The following is an 18,156-nucleotide window of genomic DNA, read 5'->3' as shown; positions in this document are numbered from 1 at the left end:
GAGACAGTTCAAGCTTGATGGGAAACGGGATAGGGCCTATCCACGTGCGTTAAAAATGAGTAAAAACAAGTATCCCATTAAGTCTAAGAAAAATGCCGTTCACACTAAGTGAACGGCATTACGCCTAGGCGGCCTTTTTTATTGAATGTTGATCCGCTTCACAGCTGCGAATCCGGCTTAATTTTCCTGACCATATTGGCCTGTTTTCTGCTTACTTATCTCCATAATCTCATAACCTGCACAATACTGCGTAGGATCATTGTTTTTATTAGAAATAGTAGACTTTTTGACTCACCCACTTATGGTTTGAGTCGTTTTGGGTAAAAAGGTGGAGTATGAAAAAATTAGCGATATTAGTCAGTGGCTTGCTATTAACTTGTGGTCACGCCAGTGCCATTGACTGTCATCAGGTGTTGGGGCAGGGCGAGCGCCAATTTAGTCTTGCGACAGGCAGTCCTGGCGAGCTGGGATTATTAGCGGCATTAGCCCAAGAGTTTGGTCAACAACATAATGCCAGCCTATGTTGGGTAAAGGCGGGTTCAGGCAAGTCGTTAGCACTGCTTAAAGCCGGAGAAATCGACATGGTCATGGTGCATGCCCCCGCTGCTGAACAACAAGCCATCAACGAAGGCTGGGCGGTTGAGCGGCAGTTGCTTGGCAGCAACCAATTTTATATTGTCGGCCCGCATCATGATCCGGCCGGTATCGCTAACAGTCGCCTCGCGAAAGAAGCCTTTGCAAAAATTGCGCTGCAAAAGCACACATTTATTACCCGTGGCGATAATTCAGGCACCCATAAGAAAGAGCTTAGTATTTGGCAGCAAGCGAAACTGGTGCCATCAGGAGACTGGTATCAGGCCAGCCATGATTTTATGAAGGCCAGCTTGCAACGTGCCAATGCGGGCTCGGGCTATTTTATGACGGACAGTTCCACTTGGGTTGCCAGCCGCGCCGAACTCAATAATTTAACGGTATTGTTTAAAGGCGATCCCTATTTAGTCAATACCTACCATAGTCTCAGGGCGCCCAGTAGCTCGACTGACGCTAATCAACTGGCGCAGGCATTTAGCCAATACCTGGTATCTGCGCAAGGCCAAGCGTTATTTGCGCAATTTGGGCAGGCTCAGTTTGGTCAGGCTATGTACCAAGCGGCGAGTGCCAGTCTGCAACAATGATCCTAGCGATTGGCTTGCCAAGCAGGCGAGCCAATCGCCTTTGGTTAAGCAATTGATCTTGGTACAACTAATAAATCAGTTTATATTGATGCCATTGATTTCAAAGGATATAAGTTGATGATGTTAAAGTTAGGTTTGGTGCTGGTCTATCTGGGAGCTTTTTACCTTATCCAATCAAGATTGCGGGTTTGGATTAAAGCGTTAGCCAAGCAAAAGCAGGTAAACCCGGCCCGAGCCGGCCTAGTGATCCGCTTTCTCATTGGCGCCTTAATGTTTGTCACCATCTCATTGTTGGCGGTGACGCTGGGTTTTGGCTATCAAGATGTGACCGTGTTTGTGTCCTCGGTGTTTGCTGTGCTTGGGGTAGCCTTGATAGCTCAATGGTCAATCTTAAGTAATATCACTGCTGGAGTATTAATCTTTTTCGTATTTCCCTATCGCATTGGCGAGCGAATTAAGGTGGTCGATAAAGATGAGGACATCAGTGGCACCATCAAAGAGATTGCGTTGTTTCATGTGCTTATCCGCCGAGATAGCGGCGATATGGTGACTTATCCCAATTCGTTAATGTTGCAAAAACCTGTACTTAAGCTCGCCATCACCCCGCCAGTTGCAGTGGCAAATGCCAAAACAAGCAGTGCGCTCGCGGCGGCCGCCGCACCTGAGTTAGAGAATAATGTCTAAAATTTGTCATTCAAGGCTTTATTTGGTGAAAAAAATCTCTACAATCGCCACTTGAATTTTTTTCACTTTGTTAATGAATGATAGATTTTGCTTTATTACCCGTATACTTAACCGCAGTGCTTGCCTTGTTGTTAATTCCAGGCCCCGATATGTTGCTGATCACTTCTGCCAGTATTACCTATGGCAAGCGTGTCGGTATCTTTGCCAGTTTAGGTAATGCTACTGCTGGGTTGGTGCTAACCTTGCTGGCAGCCATTGGCGTGTCGAGTGTGATTGCGATGCAACCCATGGCCTTGCAACTGCTTAAGCTGTTGGGGGGCGCCTATTTACTCAAAATGGGCTGGGATTGTTGGCATGCACAACCAAGCGAAGCGAGCGATGAACTTGCCGCCACCAGCAATATGGCCAAACAGCTGTATCGGCGAGCGGTATTGAGTAACTTATTGAACCCTAAAGCTTTGATGTTTTTTGTGTTGTTTTTACCCCAGTTTGTGTCGGTGGATATTAGTGCCTCATCGACCCAGCAATTATTGGCGTTAGGTTTATTGCTTAATGTGGCGGGCTTAAGTTTTAACTTATTGCTGGTGGCCTTGATAGGTAATCATGGTCAGAAAATGTTGGCGAAACCTAAGTTTAGGCAATATCAAAACAAAGTCATGGGGGCAGTGTTTATCGCGCTGGCACTGTGGTTATTAGGTTCGCAACTTCCTAACGTATGATGTGATTAACGCCGTTATTGAAGCTACTTGCTCGCGCCTTATTGGCTATTGTCGCGGTGAACGGAAGCACGCTGGCCAACACCATATTAGTGCTGGCCTGATGAGATGCGGGTCTCAACGTTATGAACGCGAACTATAACTTATCAACGTCTCGCGATAGAGCCTCAGTAACGAGTCATCATCAACGCTAACCCCAACCTGTTGGCTCGGACAGTCTTGCCAATCATCGTGAGGGTAAATGCGACCATCAAATTTTTGCAAGGTCATCCCAATCGCCGCTCCGTCGGTCACCACGCGAATTGGTCCGGAGCGAAGGTGGAATAACTGGGGTTGGATCACATAAGCAATCGCCGAGGGATCATGGACGTGACAACCCGCTAGCCCGAGTTTTTCAGAATAGAATCGCAAGTAATAACGACTGACATCATAAATAAATTGACCTACCTCGCCGCTATCTTGTTTGAGTTGCGCTAAATATTGTTCACTGAAAAAGCTTTGCTCTGTGACATCAAGACCAATCACAACCACAGGCCAAGGGGCTGTGAGCACGATATCGGCCGCATGAGGATCATCATGAATGTTGGCCTCTGCCCACGGGGTGACATTACCGCGATGGCCATTCTCACCAAAAGCGCCGCCCATGATCACCACCTGCTTAACCTTAGTACAAATGCTCGGATCGGCTTGTAAAGCCAGTGCCAGATTTGTTAACGGCCCAACGGCCACTAGGGTTATTTCGCCAGGATTAGCATGAATGGCATCTATCATGTATTGATAGGCGGGGCGATAATCAATCGCAGAATGCTGCTCTGGCGCAATGACGTCGCCGAGTCCGTGGGGGCCATGCACGGCCACCGTTGCTCCCACCGGCGGCCGAATGAGTGGGGTGGCGGCGCCAACAGCAACTTGGTATTGACAATTAAATTTGTTTTTAATGAATAATGCATTGGTTTTACCGTCATCGACGCTGGCATTTCCAAAGACGATAGTTAAAGCCAGTAACTCAATGCTTGGGTGAGCTTCGGCAAATAGGATGGCCATGGCATCATCTATGCCTGGGTCGGTATCGAGGATAATTTTATGCTGCATTGGGGGTACTCATAAGTTTTTAGCCATAATAACTGTCTTTTACGCAGGTGACTGTGCGCGAATTCACTGGTTAATGATCAATAGCTTAATGATTATTTATGGGGGCGAGATTTTGGCTGCTAGCGGGTTCTTAGGCTATGGTTAAAGATGCTGCCAGACATACAGCTTTGAACTCCAACGGTTTACAGGCCGGATATGATGATAAGGATATCAAAATGATGGATTATAATGCGATTTTTAATGCCAGCTATGAGCGAATTACTAAACGCTATTATGATGAATTTATAGAAATTTTTTATTATAACCTCATCAATAAATGTCCAGATATTAAATCGCGGATTGAGGCATTAGATATGCAAACACAGCGGCATGTGTTTAAGCATTCGCTTGCCTATATGGTGTATTTTTCTTCGGTGAGGATCAGTGATGAAGAGTTAACACAATTGGCCATTCGTCATCAAAAAATGGGCATTAAAGCCGAACAGTTCCCATTATGGTTGGACGCTTTCGTCGAAACCTTACCTCAAGTCGATAGTCGCTATACCGCCAATGATGCTGATGCCTGGCGGATCATCTTAGCGCCTAGCATCGAATTTATGCGCTGCATCAGTAAAAAGCGCTGAGCTTAAGGATGGGGTAAATGACCAGCGCTTAACTCCTTATTCAGTCAAACGCTTGAGGATTGCGCAAATAGTAGACATAATCGAATTAACTAATTTAAGAAACTGATTATGTTCACATTACATCGCATCTCTGGCTACATACAAACCATCTATTTGGTGGAATACCCCGACAAACTCATGTTACTTGATGGTTGTTGTCGTGCCGATATTGGCTTGGTGTGTGACTTTATTGAGCATCTTGGGCGTCCGCTTAGCGATTTAGCCTTAATCGTGGTGACTCATATGCACCCAGATCATGCTGGCGGAGCGCATGGGTTGCGTAAGATCACTGGAGCAAAACTGGTTACGGCGGATGTTAAAGGTCATTGGTATCAAGGAATTGATGGATTTATGATGCATTTGACCGATATTTTATTGGCCAAATGGGTAGCGAGTCGCATGGGTAAGCCTAAGCGGAGTTTATGGTATTCACGGCGATTAATGGCGGATTATCGCCTGCATGATGGCGATAGCTTGCCGGGTTTTGCCGATTGGCAAGTATTACATTGCCCAGGGCATACCGACAGGGACTTAGCCCTCTACCATCAAGGCCAAAGCTTTGTTTATATTGCTGATTTACTGGTTAAAGTTAAAGGAAATTACATTCCCCCTTATCCGTTATTTTATCCTAACCGTTACCGCAACTCATTGCTTAAAATTCAGCAAATCAACCCGCGCCAACTATTGTTAGCTCATGGTGGGCAGGTGGACTTGGCAGACATTAATTTAGATGAGATCACAAACTCGGCCCCTAAAGTCCCAGTGACCCACTGGCGCTCAGTCAAGGCCAAAACACAACGGGCGATGACGTCATGGTTACCGCTTAAAAACCAATAAAACAACGCCTACAAGATGTAGGCGTTGTGATGAAGTCGCTTAGCGGGTCCACACCCAATTTTCTAAGTAGTCAGGATCAACGCCATTGGCCTTAATGTAGTTCTTGTGATCGACCAAGCGTTGTAGCATATCTGTGGTGATAGCAACATGCTGTGTTTCGTCGATAACGCCTTGTTGGAATAATTTATAAGCCATATCAATCACTAAATGATAGCGTGATGTGCCGTTACGAACGCCCATATCAAATGGGGTCGTGGTTGAGCCTTCTTCCTCATAACCTTTGATCCGGAAACGATGGCTGCCTTTATAGTCAAATACCAGCTTCTTGATGGTGTTGGGGTAGCCATGATAGTTAAACACGACCCCTTTATCTTGAGTGAAAATCTCATCCATCAACCAAGGTTGTTGTTGAAAGGCTTGGCTGCCTAGACCGGAACTATTGAGTTCTGACACTGACACAAAGCGGATACGCACTCTGGGCAGTAGTTCGCGGATCAGTACTAGGGCGGCCATACATTCTTGAGTGACATAGTCACCGCAACCTGCCAAAACAACGTCGGGGTTCTCATCCGATGCAAAATCCCACACCATAATGCCATCTCGGGCTTGGCGCCTTGCTTCATCAAGACTCAACCATTGCGGCAGTTCTTTCTTACCGGCCACTAAGATATTGAGTTTATCGCGATCATCATAGGCTTTCTCGGTATACACTAAGGTACTGTTGCCATCTGCGGGTAAATACGCCGAGATAATATGCGGATGCTTTTCCAGCATTGCGCCGAGGAAAGATGGGTTTTGGTGCGAGTAGCCATTGTGATCTTGGCGTTCTAATAACGATGACAAGACCACATTGCAGGCCGGTAAAGGCTTGCGGAAATGCACCCCTTGGCTAGCATACACATACTTACAGTATTGATCCGCCATGGATGAAATCACTTGCGAGAATGACTCGTAGGTCGGGAACATGCCATGACGACCGGTGACAGTGTAACCGTGTAACATGCCAAACAATAAGTTTTCAGATAACAACTCCATCACTCGGCCATCACGGGCCATGTCTTGATCCCATGATTCAATCGGCCATTGCCAAGCGCGATTGGTTTCTTCAAACACAGCTTGCAGCTGGTTAGAGTAGGTTTCATCTGGGCTGAAAATGCGTAAGTTGCGCTGATCGCGATTGAGTTTGAAGGCATCGCGCATCCATTCGCCCATTTTCAGCATTGAAAAGCCACGGTGACCCCGCGGGGTTTCTGCACCATAGCCTAATTTTGTTAAATCGGGCTTGGCAAGGTTGCGCACCACTTCACCACCATAAGCCAAATGTTGACGACCGCAACATAAGTGTTGTGGTGGTAGCAATGAACAAATATCCTTATCAAATAGCAGTTGACCTTGGTCATTTATCTGATATAAATCATGGAATTGATAACTAGCTAACCAAGTATCAAGCGCATCTAAATGTTGTTTGTTGGTGGCACATTTATTCACGATCACCTGATGTGATTCGCAGTTACCCATCAATTTAGTGCCATTATCTTCACTGACGCCGGTCCAGCCTTTGGCGGTGCGCATTAAAATGACGGGCCAGCGTGGTTTACACACATCTTGGCCGCTGCGCGCTTGCGTTTGAATATCAGTGATCATTTGATAACTCATATCCATAGCGGCGGTCATTTGCTCATACACGTCTTGATCCAATTGGTCATCGACAATGATGGGATAGTAGCCTAAGCCGGTAAATTCTTGGGTGAGTTCCTCATGACTCATTCGCCCCATGCGGGTAGGCCCTGAAATCTTGTATCCGTTGATGTGCACTATGGGTAACACCGCGCCATTGCTGGCAGGATCGACCAAGCGGTTGGCATACCAAGAGGCTGCTAAGGGGCCGGTTTCAGACTCACCATCGCCGACTAACACCGCGGCAATCAGTTGCGGATTATCAAGAATGGCACCATAACCGACAGCTAACGAGTAACCGAGCTCACCTCCTTCAAGAATTTGCCCCGGGGCCTCTGGATTGGCGTGGGATGGGTAACCATAGGCGGCTGAAAATTTACGGCAGATATCTTCAATACCGCTTTCGTTATAAGGAATCGTCTCAGGGTAGTAATGGCTCAGTGAGCCTTCCATAAACAAATTGGCTTGTACGGCTGGGAACCCATGGCCGGGACCGACAAGATAAATAAACGGACGTTGATGTTTCACAATGAGTCGGTTGATATTGGCATACACAAAGTTAATGCCAGGGCAGGTGCCCCAATGGCCTAATAATCTTGGCTTAATATCGTGATGACTAAGGGGACGTTTATGCAGCACATTTTGCTTCAAATAAATCTGCGACGTGGCGAGAAAGTTGGTGGCCCTGACAAATTTTTTGAGGGCAGTAATATCTGGGCTGTTGAGCTGAGTTGTTTCGTGCGCTTGGGTCATAGCTAGCCTCACTGGAGGTTAAATTGAAAAAATTAAAACTCTCTTGCAATCACTATATTGGTAGTTTAATTACAAAAATGAGGCGTGACTCCAAATTTTGGCATTGGTTAAAAATTAATGTGTTGTGTTGAAAATGCTAAAAAATTGGCAGGGGTTTTGCAGTATTTCAAGGTTTGAGGCGGGGTGATCAGTGAGTTGCTGTGGCATTAAGCCATGGTGTGTCAGTGGCAACATCAAGCCAGGTGTTGATGTTGCCCATCAAAATGGTAAGTTAATTTCAGGTGGCGCTGGGCAAGTTAAAATAGCTGGTGATACCGCTCAAAACGCTGGAGACGGCAACTGAAGCTAAAATCATCCCCATGACTCGACTGATCACGCTCGCTCCACCGGTGCCAATAAAACGCTGAATTTTTCCGGCGATAAGCAGTAACCCTAAAACTATCAGTAATACCAGCAACATAATCAACGATGTGATGACTTGCTCCAGTAGCGAATGACTGGCATTTTCGGTCATTAAGACGGCGGCGAGCATGGCGCCAGGGCTAGCAATGGAAGGCACGGCCAATGGAAAAATTGCGGTTTCTAATGGGCTACTCATGTGCAGTTCTTCACTGGGCTTACTCTCGCCAAAAATCATGGATAAGGCAAAAATAAATAGCACAATGCCACCGGCAATTTGGAATGCTGAAAGTGGAATATTTATCGACTTTAGAATGAATTCACCAGCAATTACGAAAAATAGCAATATTGCCGCGGCAATGCCACAAGCTTTAAATGCAATTCTTTTTCGCTTTTCTTCTGAATAATAAGAAGTTTTCGCTATAAATACTGGTACTGTCCCTATGGGGTCTATGACGGCAAAAAAGAAAATAAAAATCGCAATATATTCAGCCATTTTGTCTCCTTGATTTAGATTAATCATGATTATATCAAAAATAATGGCCAATTCATGGGAAACACATTAAAGGTGCTTAATCTTTGCGCGAGGCACTGCCATAAGCGGGGCCCACGCGCTTGTGATTATCCGGTTAAAATAGAATCTTCAGGGTATTTCAAACATGAAGGTTTAGGCTTTGACAGCATATAAGCCAGTGTTAACGGGCCGATACGGCCGATAATCATCACCACTATCAAAATCAACTTTCCGGGCTCAGACAGATTGGCGGTCAGCCCCGATGTTAACCCTACGGTAGCGAACGCCGAAATCGTTTCAAACATGATTTCATAAAATGGCGCGCGTTCCGTCAACATCAGTAAAAACATGGCGAGGGTTAATACCAGCGCACTGATCACCATAATGGCTAAGGCTTTAGTCACTAATGGCCAAGGCAGGGTTCGGTTAAATGCACTGGCAAAGTTTTGTTGCCGTAAAAAAGCCCGCGTTGCTAAAAGTGCCACGGCAAAGGTCGAGACTTTCAAACCGCCACCGGTTGAGGTTGGGCCTGCGCCAATTAACATTAATAGCATCATGATCAATAATCCTGGCTCGGTCATCAGGCCAATATTGATGGTATTAAAACCGGCGGTGCGGGTGGTTGCGGACTGAAAAAATGCGCTGAGCAATTGGTCATACATCGGCATATTGGCCAAGGTGTTTGGGTTGTTATGCTCAAGCAATAAAATTAACACTGTGCCAGAGCACAACAAGATTGGCGTGCCAACTAACATGATTTTACTGTGTAATCTGAGCTTATTAAACTTGGGTAACCAGCCTCGTTCATTCTTACGCCATGTTTCATGGATATCTGACACGACGGTAAATCCCAACCCCCCCGCGATAAATAATGCTGCGAGAGATAAACTGACGAGCGTATCACCATGATAGCCAACCAAGTTATTGCTAAATAGTGAGAAACCAGCATTATTAAATGCCGAAACCGCATGAAATAACGCGGTGAAAATGCCATCAAACCAGCCGAATTGCGGCACCCAGCGCCAACACAATAACAGGGCGCCAATCATTTGAGCTGTCATTGAAAAGATGACAATCTTAATTACCAGTTGACGTATATTTATGTGTTTTTCTTGCCCGAGCGCTTCTTTCGCTAAGGATTGTTGGCGTAAGCTCAACCTGAGTCCAAACAAATAAAATAACACGCAAGATAGGGTCATTTGTCCAAGACCGCCAATTTGCATAAGCAGCATTAACAGTATTTTACCTGCCAAAGTAAAGTGACTACCGGTATCGACAACCCCAAGGCCGGTGACACTGATGGCTGAGGTTGCGGTAAATAACGCATCGGTAAAGCTTAAGCCGCTGTACGAAAAGGGCGGCAGCATTAATAACAGGGCTGACGGCAGTAATACCGCTAAAAAGCTGGACACAATGATATAGGGTTCAGACCAGCGTGGGCTGAAGGTTTGAGTATTAAACTCACCCAATTTCATATGCTTCTCAGCTTGGCAGTTAGTTCATCTTTATCGCCGACTAAGATAACTATGTCCCCTGACTGCAATAAGGTGTCAGGCTCGGGGCATGAATTGATCCTAGCGCCTTGCTTTACCGCTAAGATTTGAATATTTTCCTGTTGGAATAAGGCGAGCTCACCGAGTAAATTGCCGGCATTTTGCGGTCCGATCACCCATTCGGTTAATGCCATATCATCGCCAATATCGAGAAAATCAAACACCCGATCATCGAGCATACTACGAGCCACCTTAATGCCGATTTCACGCTCTGGCAGAATAATTTTGTCGGCGCCAATTTTTTCAATGATGCGCGCATGAAATTTGTCATTGGCTTTTACCCAAACTTTGGCGACTCCCAACTCTTTTAACAACAAGGTCGCTAAAATCGAGTTGTTCACTTGGGCGCCAATGGCCACCACCACCAGATCATAATCACTTAGGCGTAACTCACGAATGGCATCCTCTGTGGTGCAGTCAGCTATCACAGCTTGATTGACTAAATCAGCGACTTTCTCAACCAACTCTTCTTTGATATCTATCGCCAGCACTTGAGCGCCATGCTCGACTAATTCGGTGCATAGTGCTATCCCAAATCGACCTAAGCCGATGATGGCAAATTGCTTGTTGTTAGTGGCCATGGCAGTTACTTTTGTAGAAGAAGGAAAGATAAAATTAGCAGTCAATTGGCAATTTCGTTAGTTAAAGCCTATTCATTAATACTCTTTGGAATGACTCATTGTATTTTGTGGCCTGAGTAATCTCAGCTGCGGCAAAGATTTTTACTTAACCAATAGGCAAATAATGACTAACCCCAATGAGCCTTCAGCTTCAGCGATGGCGCTTTTGCCTCTGCTTTTATTCCTAGTGTTATTTATCGGCAGCGGCATCTACTTTAGCCTGTTAGGCCGACCTTATGCTTTCTATCAAATCCCAGCACCGATAGCAGCGTTGCCCTCGGTGGTGCTGGCGCTGGCGTTATGCCGAGAGCCATTAGAGTCAGCCATCAACCGCTTTTTAGACGGTGTCGGTCATCGTGACATCATGTCGATGTGTATGGTGTATTTGCTTGCCGGTGGTTTTGGTGCCGTGGCGAAAGCCACCGGTGGGGTGGATGCGACGGTCAATTTGGGGTTGGCATTATTGCCCGGACAATGGCTGTTACCCGGCATGTTTATCATCACCGCCTTTATTTGTACCGCCATGGGAACATCGACCGGCACCATTGCGGCCACCGCGCCAGTGGCCTTTGGTATGGCCCAAGCCACCGGCATTGATGTGGCATTGATGGCTGGGGCTGTGATGGGCGGCGCCATGTTTGGCGATAACTTGTCGATCATTTCTGATACCACTATCGCAGCTACCCGCACCCAGCAATGTGAGATGCGCGATAAGTTTCGGGAAAATATTTTCATCGCTGGGCCTGCGGGGATCGTGGTACTAGCGCTGTATTTTTTTAGCGATCCAGTCTCCCATAGCCCGACTATCGCTGCGATCAATTGGTTGAATGTCTTGCCGTATTTGGCCATCGTATTGTTGGCTTTGCTGGGGGTTAATGTCTATTTGGTATTATCGTTGGGCATAGTGTTGGCGGGCCTATCTGGGCTGCTGTTAATGCCAGATTACACCACGGCGTTGTTTGCTGAGAACATCTACCATGGCTTTGGTAATATGCAGTCAATATTCTATTTAACCATGCTGATTGGTGGCTTAAGTGAGCTCGTAAAAGCCCGTGGCGGTTTAACGTTTTTAAATCAGTTCGTGAGTCGAGTGATTGCCCATTACAGCAAAAGTCATGCGCCAAGGGCTCGCGAGCGTGCGGCGGAGTTTGGCATTGCGGCCTTGGTGAGTATGACCACGGCCAGTACCGCTAATAATGCCATTGGCATTATTGTTAGTGGCAGTGTGGCACATTCGATTTCTCAAAAAAATGGGGTCAGTGGCCGTCGCAGTGCTAGCTTACTTGATATCTTTTCATGCGTTATTCAAGGGGTCATCCCCTATGGTGCGCAAGCCTTGTTGTTGGCCTCGAGTTTTGCGATTTCGCCACTGCAAGTGGTGGCCAGCGCCTATTATTGTTATGTGCTGGCGGTGGTGGCGTTAATTATCATTTGGTTTCGACAGTCCTAATCCCTTTGTATCTACAACTTTTGACTGATTGTGGCAGCTAAACCCTTGTATCATAATAACTAATAAAAACAATGAGCGCGAGATTGACCAATGAAATATGGGATATTACTGGCTTTGTTGACATTAATCGGTTGTGGTTCACAGCCCCATACGCCAGCGTTGACGCCGGTAAAGATAGATGCCATCGAACTCAATCGCTATTGGCTAATGCAACCGGCGCCGCTGAGCTTTTCCGTCGATACCGAAGCGCTAAAATCAAATTATGCCTATGTCAATTTACGCTTGGTCATTGATCCTGCCGGCCAAGTGGTCACCGCCAGCATTGAAGAGATAAGTGATGAGCAATGGACGCCTGCGGCCATGCAAATCATCGAACAACTGAGTTATGTTCCCGCGCCGACAAATCGTAAAACCATTGCCGTTGAAGTCGTGACCGAGTTTAAATTAAGCCTATGATCTCGGGGCGCCACAGCCACGCTCTGGCGCCAATCTCGAGCTTAAGGTTGCTGTTTAGTAGCGGCGATGACGATTTCTCTGACACATACATTTTGTGGTTGCTGCCAAGCAAATAAGGCTGCCGCGGCGATGGTTTCTGGCGCGATGACCCCACCCATTTCGGCTTTCCAACTCTCATAGCCAGCCTTAATGTCGTCGTTGGTGGTATGACTCAATAACTCAGTCTCAACGGCTCCTGGGGCAATGGTAATCACTCGGACATTATCCATCGCAACTTCTTCACGAATATTCTCGGTTAATGCATGCACGGCAAACTTGCTGGCACAATAGGCGGCATGATTAGGAAATGTTTTGCGACCAGCCACTGAGCTAATGTTGATGATGGTGCCGGTTTGCGCTTGTTTCATGGCGGCTAACACCGCATGAATACCATTGAGCACACCTAACACATTAATGTTTAGCATCTGTTGCCATTCGCTGGGCGCTTGCTCATCAGCTAAGCCTAACAGCATAACGCCGGCATTATTGATTAAGCATCCCACTGGCCCGAACCTATCTTGTGCCAGCGTTATGGCTGCTTTAATCGCGTTGGCATCGGTGACATCCACTGCCACACAGACACAATTATCTAGGCCTAGCGCCTGCATTAATTCAACTCGGCGCGCCAGTAACAATAAGGGATGTCCCGCGGCACTAAATGCTTTGGCCATGGCGGCACCAATGCCCGAGGATGCGCCAGTGATAACCACAAGTTGTTTGTTCATAATGAGTTCCTAAAAATGATGGGTAAGCACGAATTAAGGCTTTGATGGCGAGAGTATAGGGATGGACGTTATTTCACTAAAATACATTTTTCCTTGGGTTATAATAGGTTTTGCTTATGACGTTATGACAGGTAAAACAAATGGTGGATTTGCGGTTATTGCGGTTTTTTATTGCCGTCTACGAAGAAAAAAATATCACCTTAGCTGCCAGTCGTTGCTGTGTGAGTCAGCCATCGATATCTTCAGGTTTAAAGCAGTTAGAGCAACAATTGGCGGGTGACTTATTTGCGCGTAGCAAAAAAGGAGTCGAGCCGTTAGATAGCGCTCATTATCTTTACCCGCTGGCAGTGAAATTGGTGGAGGAAGCTAAACAACTCCCGCAATTATTCCAAGCGAAGGCGGCTCGCCAAAAGTTAACCTTGGCGGTGATGCCTGATTTGAGTCCAAGCCGTTTGGCCGCCCTCTTAATACAGCTAAAACAAGCGATGCCCTTGTTGGATTTACAACTAGTCGATTACTCGAGTCCTGCCGACTGCCGCTTAACCTTAGATGTGCTCAAACATCAAGATGAAGTGTGTTTACCCTTATGGGAAGAAGACTATGTGTTGTGTGTCCCCAAGGGACATGCCTTGGCCAAAGTGAGCGTTGGCCCTGCGGAACTCAATGGCTGGGATTTTATCGAATGCCCGCCGTGTGAGGCGCATCAGCAAACCATAGGTTTATTGGCGTGCAATAATATGTCGTTAAATTTAGTCGCCAAAGCCGAGTCAAAATCCTTGGTGATGGCGTTAGTGCTGGCGGGGTTTGGGATTAGTTTTCTGCCGGACGGATTGATTGAGGATCAGCCGAGATTGGTACAAGTTAAATTTGATGGGCCACGCATGTTTCGTCGTATCGGCTTATGTTATCCGGCGCATCAAACCCTATCGCCGGCATTACTGAGCCTATTGCGCCACATAGCGCAAACATAAAACAAGGCGCCATGGCGCCTTGTTTGGTTAACGGCGTTATTCGCTCGGCGGAACATAGCCTTCGATTTCGACATCTTTTCCTTCAAATAGAAAATTAACCATTTGTTGTTCTAATAGTTTTCTATCATCGAGATTCATCATGTTGAGTTTTTTCTCATTGATCAACATGGTTTGTTTTTGCTGCCACAATGCCCAAGCTTCTTTGCTGATATTGTCAAAAATGCGCTTACCAAGCTCACCTGGGTATAACTGGAAATCTAGACCGTCAGCTTGTTTATTAAAATAAGCACATTGAATGGTGCGGGCCATAGGTTACTCCTTCACTAAATGGGCAGATAAGGCCTCGAGCAGTCGCTCAGTGGCGGCGGCTAATCCGACTTTATCCGGTTGCTGTATGTTATACCAAAGACACTGGTTGACTTCCATTACTCTGGTCTCGATAGCGGTATTTGCTGAGTTATCGACCCAAATAGCATGAATATCGAGATGATAGTGACTAAAAGTATGCCTAAAATTGTCGAGCGGTTGTTGTTTGCTGTCAGCTAAACCGTTATCGAGCAGGAATTGTTGCAAGGCGGCTTGCGAATCAAATTCGGGAAAACACCAAAGTCCGCCCCAAATGCCTGTTGGCGGCCGCTTAATCAATTGTGCTTCCATGCCTTGGGTTAATATCAGCATCCAGGTGGTTTTGATTGGCTGCTGTTTCTTCGGTTTTTTGCCGGGGTAGTCAGTTTGCCGTCCGGCCCGTTGCGCTAAACAATCGATAGCGACAGGGCATAATTGGCATTGCGGTCGGCTGCGGGTACAAATATTGGCCCCCATATCCATCATGGCTTGGTTATAAGCGCTAACGGCAATGGCCGGAGTGCGTTGCTCTGATAATTGCCATAAGGCTTGTTCCACCTTGGCTTGTCCGGGCCAACCATCAATGGCCTGATGACGGGCCAGCACCCGTTTAACATTGCCATCAAGAATGGGTTGATGTTGGCCTAAGGCGAGCGATAATATCGCCCCTGCGGTGGAGCGACCAATCCCCGGAAGGGCAATGACTTGTTCCATCGTCTCTGGAAATACCCCGTGAAAATCATCGCGAATGCGCTTGGCGGCTTTATGTAAATTTCTGGCGCGGGCGTAATAACCCAGTCCTGTCCAGTGATGCAGAACTTCATCTTGTGGTGCATTGGCTAAGCTGACGACATCCGGATAACTGTGCATGAATTTCTGATAATAAGGGATCACTGTCGCGACTTGGGTTTGCTGCAACATGATTTCTGAGATCCATACCCGATACGGTGTTTTGTCTTGTTGCCAAGGTAAGTGTTTTCGGCCGTGTTGTTGGTACCAGTCGATAATGCGTTGGCTAAAACTTGTCGTCATGGGGGCTTCTGATCGAGTCGTGGTTGGCGGCAGTGTATCGACAGTCGCTAAATGGGACAAGTTTGCTCGCGCAAATTGTCGCGAACGGGATAATAAATTTCGGCCACTGAGGTTACTAAAAGGTCGCTTAATGTGGTTTATTGGTTAAATTTTGCCCGCGAGCTATGATAGTGCTTGCACTGGCATGCTAACTTTGGATAATGCCTTTCTTTTGTTTTTCTCAACCAGGCACGCACTCGGGGCAATAATGAGCGAAGTAACCACAGCAGAGTTTAATGATAACGGTAAGTATCTGCGTAAAATCAGAAGCTTTGTATTAAGGGAAGGTCGTTTGACTAAAGGCCAGGAACAGGCACTGGAATCACAGTGGCCGATCATGGGCCTCGATTATACCCCTACGCCGGTGGATCTGGTTGCTGCCTTTGGCCGTGATGCCGATGTGGTGCTCGAGATTGGTTTTGGTATGGGTGCTTCGCTGGTGCAAATGGCGAGCGCGGCTCCTGAATTAAATTATATCGGCATTGAAGTCCACAAGCCTGGCGTGGGTGCCTGTTTAGGCGAAGCCGCCAAAGCTTCTGTGACCAATTTACGGGTTTACCATCATGATGCCGTTGAAGTCTTGGAAAACGCCATTGCCGATGGTTCGTTAAGCCGTGTGCAATTATTCTTCCCAGATCCATGGCATAAAGCGCGTCACCATAAACGTCGCATCGTACAGCCTGAATTTGTGCAGTTATTACGTCGTAAACTGAAAATTGGTGGCGTATTCCATATGGCGACCGATTGGGAAAATTACGCCGAGCACATGCTGGAAGTCATGTCGGCAGCCGAAGGCTACCGAAATCAGTCCAACACCAATGATTATGTTGAGCGCCCAGAGCATCGACCATTAACTAAGTTTGAAGCCCGCGGTCATCGTTTAGGCCATGGGGTTTGGGACTTAATGTTTGAGCGTCAGCTGTAACTCACCTCAATTGACTCAAAGTGTCTCTTTGCTTATAAAGAGGCACTGCTTTTCTTTCGTTATTTTTCATCCTTTAGGAGAATTACCATGGCCACAAATAGAAGTCGTCGTTTACGTAAAAAACTCAGAATAGATGAATTCCAAGAGCTGGGGTTTGATGTTCATTGGACGTTTAGAGAAGACGTGGCAGAAGCCGATATTGATGCCACAGTTGATGCCTTCATTAACCAAGTGATTGAACCTCGCCAATTAGGGTTTCATGGCGGTGGCCATCGAGGTTGGGAAGGGGTTATTGCGACTCAACGTCTTGGTAAGTGCAGCGAAGAAGACCGCGCTGCCGTGACTGAGTTTTGGAAAACTCAGGCGGTAGATAATGTCGAAGTGACTGAACTTTATGATCTTTGGTGGGGTTAATGCCTGATAAGGCACAGCTCCAAGCCTTGATTGAGCAAGTCAGACCCTTGCTTAATCAAGGTCAAGTCGCCAATTATATTCCCGCGCTCGCTAACGTGGACCCCAATAAGCTCGGCATCGCAGTGACCATGGCTGATGGCACCACTATCGGGGCTGGCGATTATCTCGAACCTTTCTCTATTCAAAGTATTTCAAAAGTTTTCAGCTTAACCTTGGCCATGGGCCTTTATGATGACACTGAAATATGGTCGCGAGTGGGCAAAGAGCCGTCAGGGCACTCATTTAACTCCTTAGTGCAGGTCGAGCTTGAACGCGGCATTCCCCGTAATCCATTTATCAATGCCGGCGCCTTGGTGATTGCTGATTTATTGCAAGGGCGCTTAAGTGCACCTAAGCAGCGCATGTTGGAATTAGTGCGTAACTTAAGCGGCAATAAACTGATAGGTTACGACAAGCAAGTGGCGCACTCGGAATATGAACACAGTGCTCGCAATGCGGCCATTGCATTTTTGATGAAGTCTTTCGGTAATTTTAATCACGACGTCGATACCGTATTGCGCAGCTATTTTCATTATTGCGCGCTGCGCATGAGTTGTGCCGACTTATCGAAAGCGATGTTTTATCTCGCCAATAAAGGGCGAACCCTCGGGGGAAAACAGTTAGTGTCCTCGGTGCAAACTCGGCAATTAAACGCCATATTGGCCACATCAGGGCTCTATGATGGGGCTGGAGAATTTGCTTATCGCGTCGGTATGCCAGGCAAAAGCGGCGTTGGTGGCGGGATTATAGCCATTATTCCTGGGGATATGTCAGTATGTGTGTGGTCGCCGGCATTGGATGAAAACGGTAATTCTTTGGTGGGCACTGCGTTATTGGAAGCCTTGAGCCAAGAACTCGGTCGTTCAATTTTTTAAGCCTAAACAATGAGCAGCGGGTGCGGTGCTCATTTCACTATTAAATACGCATTATCACTAATCGTTAATATTTTCGTCAATCGCAATTCCACTCATTTCATTACATTTCAATAACTTGTCATGTGGCATGTTATTTGCTCTGTTATTTTCAGCTTGTTGTATAA

General features: G+C 46.7%; 19 protein-coding genes. 11 read left to right on the top strand and 8 right to left on the bottom strand.

The window, feature by feature from the left end; genetic code table 11:
* Window positions 1–335: 335 nt before the first annotated feature.
* From KU855_RS13430 to KU855_RS13420, 3 genes are all read left to right on the top strand, one after another.
* Window positions 336–1,175, top strand: coding sequence for a substrate-binding domain-containing protein (locus tag KU855_RS13430; RefSeq protein WP_218530790.1), 840 nt, complete (start codon window positions 336–338; stop codon window positions 1,173–1,175).
* Between the two features lie 117 nt (window positions 1,176–1,292).
* Entirely contained in the window at window positions 1,293–1,859 is a 567-nt protein-coding gene (locus KU855_RS13425; protein WP_218530789.1) for a mechanosensitive ion channel domain-containing protein, read from the top strand.
* 77 nt (window positions 1,860–1,936) lie between these two features.
* A complete protein-coding gene (locus tag KU855_RS13420; RefSeq protein ID WP_218530788.1) occupies window positions 1,937–2,578 on the top strand; it encodes a LysE family translocator in 642 nt (213 codons plus the stop codon).
* 120 nt (window positions 2,579–2,698) lie between these two features.
* Here KU855_RS13420 and KU855_RS13415 read toward each other — a convergent pair whose 3' ends face one another.
* On the bottom strand, window positions 2,699–3,667 hold the full coding sequence (locus tag KU855_RS13415) for a nucleoside hydrolase (RefSeq protein WP_218530787.1): 969 nt from the start codon (window positions 3,665–3,667) through the stop codon (window positions 2,699–2,701).
* Window positions 3,668–3,882: 215 nt separating this feature from the next.
* On the opposite strand from KU855_RS13415, the gene KU855_RS13410 reads away from it, so the two are divergent.
* A complete protein-coding gene (locus tag KU855_RS13410) occupies window positions 3,883–4,290 on the top strand; it encodes a globin (protein WP_218530786.1) in 408 nt (135 codons plus the stop codon).
* A 108-nt stretch (window positions 4,291–4,398) separates the two neighbouring features.
* On the top strand, window positions 4,399–5,166 hold the full coding sequence (locus tag KU855_RS13405; RefSeq protein WP_218530785.1) for an MBL fold metallo-hydrolase: 768 nt from the start codon (window positions 4,399–4,401) through the stop codon (window positions 5,164–5,166).
* 39 nt (window positions 5,167–5,205) lie between these two features.
* Here KU855_RS13405 and KU855_RS13400 read toward each other — a convergent pair whose 3' ends face one another.
* The 4 genes from KU855_RS13400 to KU855_RS13385 all read right to left on the bottom strand — a co-directional run bounded on the left by KU855_RS13400 (window position 5,206) and on the right by KU855_RS13385 (window position 10,643).
* On the bottom strand, window positions 5,206–7,596 hold the full coding sequence (locus tag KU855_RS13400; protein WP_218530784.1) for a phosphoketolase family protein: 2,391 nt from the start codon (window positions 7,594–7,596) through the stop codon (window positions 5,206–5,208).
* Between the two features lie 277 nt (window positions 7,597–7,873).
* Window positions 7,874–8,491 carry a MarC family protein gene (locus KU855_RS13395; protein WP_218530783.1) on the bottom strand — a complete coding sequence of 206 codons (618 nt, stop codon included), beginning with the start codon at window positions 8,489–8,491 and terminating at the stop codon, window positions 7,874–7,876.
* Between the two features lie 125 nt (window positions 8,492–8,616).
* The gene (locus tag KU855_RS13390) at window positions 8,617–9,984 is read right to left on the bottom strand and encodes a TrkH family potassium uptake protein (RefSeq protein WP_218530782.1); all 1,368 of its coding nucleotides are present in this window, start codon (window positions 9,982–9,984) and stop codon (window positions 8,617–8,619) included.
* Window positions 9,981–10,643, bottom strand: a complete 663-nt coding sequence (locus tag KU855_RS13385; protein ID WP_218530781.1) for a TrkA family potassium uptake protein — start codon at window positions 10,641–10,643, stop codon at window positions 9,981–9,983. Before KU855_RS13385 ends, KU855_RS13390 begins: the two co-directional genes overlap by 4 nt.
* Window positions 10,644–10,806: 163 nt before the next feature.
* Between KU855_RS13385 and KU855_RS13380 the strand changes: the two genes are divergently transcribed.
* Window positions 10,807–12,132, top strand: coding sequence for a Na+/H+ antiporter NhaC family protein (locus KU855_RS13380; protein WP_218530780.1), 1,326 nt, complete (start codon window positions 10,807–10,809; stop codon window positions 12,130–12,132).
* 90 nt (window positions 12,133–12,222) lie between these two features.
* On the top strand, window positions 12,223–12,588 hold the full coding sequence (locus KU855_RS13375; protein ID WP_218530779.1) for an energy transducer TonB: 366 nt from the start codon (window positions 12,223–12,225) through the stop codon (window positions 12,586–12,588).
* 41 nt (window positions 12,589–12,629) lie between these two features.
* Here KU855_RS13375 and KU855_RS13370 read toward each other — a convergent pair whose 3' ends face one another.
* Complete coding sequence (locus KU855_RS13370; protein WP_218530778.1) at window positions 12,630–13,352, bottom strand: SDR family oxidoreductase; 723 nt, start codon at window positions 13,350–13,352, stop codon at window positions 12,630–12,632.
* 140 nt (window positions 13,353–13,492) lie between these two features.
* On the opposite strand from KU855_RS13370, the gene KU855_RS13365 reads away from it, so the two are divergent.
* Window positions 13,493–14,323, top strand: a complete 831-nt coding sequence (locus KU855_RS13365; RefSeq protein WP_218530777.1) for a LysR family transcriptional regulator — start codon at window positions 13,493–13,495, stop codon at window positions 14,321–14,323.
* Between the two features lie 36 nt (window positions 14,324–14,359).
* Here the strand turns inward: KU855_RS13365 and KU855_RS13360 are convergent, their stop codons facing one another.
* Window positions 14,360–14,632 carry an oxidative damage protection protein gene (locus KU855_RS13360; protein ID WP_218530776.1) on the bottom strand — a complete coding sequence of 91 codons (273 nt, stop codon included), beginning with the start codon at window positions 14,630–14,632 and terminating at the stop codon, window positions 14,360–14,362.
* A 3-nt stretch (window positions 14,633–14,635) separates the two neighbouring features.
* Window positions 14,636–15,700, bottom strand: a complete 1,065-nt coding sequence (mutY, locus tag KU855_RS13355) for an A/G-specific adenine glycosylase (protein WP_218530775.1) — start codon at window positions 15,698–15,700, stop codon at window positions 14,636–14,638.
* Window positions 15,701–15,947: 247 nt separating this feature from the next.
* Here mutY and trmB point away from each other — a divergent pair, with 247 nt between their 5' ends.
* The 3 genes from trmB to glsB all read left to right on the top strand — a co-directional run bounded on the left by trmB (window position 15,948) and on the right by glsB (window position 17,992).
* The gene (gene trmB / locus KU855_RS13350; RefSeq protein WP_218530774.1) at window positions 15,948–16,664 is read left to right on the top strand and encodes a tRNA (guanosine(46)-N7)-methyltransferase TrmB; all 717 of its coding nucleotides are present in this window, start codon (window positions 15,948–15,950) and stop codon (window positions 16,662–16,664) included.
* Between the two features lie 87 nt (window positions 16,665–16,751).
* Window positions 16,752–17,078: a 50S ribosome-binding protein YggL gene (locus KU855_RS13345; protein WP_218530773.1), complete on the top strand. Its 327-nt coding sequence runs from the start codon at window positions 16,752–16,754 to the stop codon at window positions 17,076–17,078.
* Window positions 17,078–17,992 carry a glutaminase B gene (gene glsB, locus KU855_RS13340; protein WP_218530772.1) on the top strand — a complete coding sequence of 305 codons (915 nt, stop codon included), beginning with the start codon at window positions 17,078–17,080 and terminating at the stop codon, window positions 17,990–17,992. The genes KU855_RS13345 and glsB overlap by 1 nt, the downstream gene beginning before the upstream one ends.
* The last annotated feature ends 164 nt before the right edge of the window (window positions 17,993–18,156 follow it).

Origin of the sequence: Shewanella sp. NIFS-20-20 (genome assembly GCF_019209865.1) — a bacterium.
GTDB lineage: Bacteria > Pseudomonadota > Gammaproteobacteria > Enterobacterales > Shewanellaceae > Shewanella.
Note: the sequence above shows the minus strand (reverse complement) of the source record. Positions and strands in the feature narration are given on the sequence as shown.

Bases quoted from the DNA above. Each gene is read 5' to 3' on its own strand.
- KU855_RS13430 (WP_218530790.1), top strand. From the start codon at position 336: ATGAAAAAATTAGCGATATTAGTCAGTGGCTTGCTATTAACTTGTGGT.
- KU855_RS13425 (WP_218530789.1), top strand. From the start codon at position 1,293: ATGATGTTAAAGTTAGGTTTGGTGCTGGTCTATCTGGGAGCTTTTTAC.
- KU855_RS13420 (WP_218530788.1), top strand. From the start codon at position 1,937: ATGATAGATTTTGCTTTATTACCCGTATACTTAACCGCAGTGCTTGCC.
- KU855_RS13415 (WP_218530787.1), bottom strand. From the start codon at position 3,667: ATGCAGCATAAAATTATCCTCGATACCGACCCAGGCATAGATGATGCC.
- KU855_RS13410 (WP_218530786.1), top strand. From the start codon at position 3,883: ATGATGGATTATAATGCGATTTTTAATGCCAGCTATGAGCGAATTACT.
- KU855_RS13405 (WP_218530785.1), top strand. From the start codon at position 4,399: ATGTTCACATTACATCGCATCTCTGGCTACATACAAACCATCTATTTG.
- KU855_RS13400 (WP_218530784.1), bottom strand. From the start codon at position 7,596: ATGACCCAAGCGCACGAAACAACTCAGCTCAACAGCCCAGATATTACT.
- KU855_RS13395 (WP_218530783.1), bottom strand. From the start codon at position 8,491: ATGGCTGAATATATTGCGATTTTTATTTTCTTTTTTGCCGTCATAGAC.
- KU855_RS13390 (WP_218530782.1), bottom strand. From the start codon at position 9,984: ATGAAATTGGGTGAGTTTAATACTCAAACCTTCAGCCCACGCTGGTCT.
- KU855_RS13385 (WP_218530781.1), bottom strand. From the start codon at position 10,643: ATGGCCACTAACAACAAGCAATTTGCCATCATCGGCTTAGGTCGATTT.
- KU855_RS13380 (WP_218530780.1), top strand. From the start codon at position 10,807: ATGACTAACCCCAATGAGCCTTCAGCTTCAGCGATGGCGCTTTTGCCT.
- KU855_RS13375 (WP_218530779.1), top strand. From the start codon at position 12,223: ATGAAATATGGGATATTACTGGCTTTGTTGACATTAATCGGTTGTGGT.
- KU855_RS13370 (WP_218530778.1), bottom strand. From the start codon at position 13,352: ATGAACAAACAACTTGTGGTTATCACTGGCGCATCCTCGGGCATTGGT.
- KU855_RS13365 (WP_218530777.1), top strand. From the start codon at position 13,493: ATGGTGGATTTGCGGTTATTGCGGTTTTTTATTGCCGTCTACGAAGAA.
- KU855_RS13360 (WP_218530776.1), bottom strand. From the start codon at position 14,632: ATGGCCCGCACCATTCAATGTGCTTATTTTAATAAACAAGCTGACGGT.
- mutY (WP_218530775.1), bottom strand. From the start codon at position 15,700: ATGACGACAAGTTTTAGCCAACGCATTATCGACTGGTACCAACAACAC.
- trmB (WP_218530774.1), top strand. From the start codon at position 15,948: ATGAGCGAAGTAACCACAGCAGAGTTTAATGATAACGGTAAGTATCTG.
- KU855_RS13345 (WP_218530773.1), top strand. From the start codon at position 16,752: ATGGCCACAAATAGAAGTCGTCGTTTACGTAAAAAACTCAGAATAGAT.
- glsB (WP_218530772.1), top strand. From the start codon at position 17,078: ATGCCTGATAAGGCACAGCTCCAAGCCTTGATTGAGCAAGTCAGACCC.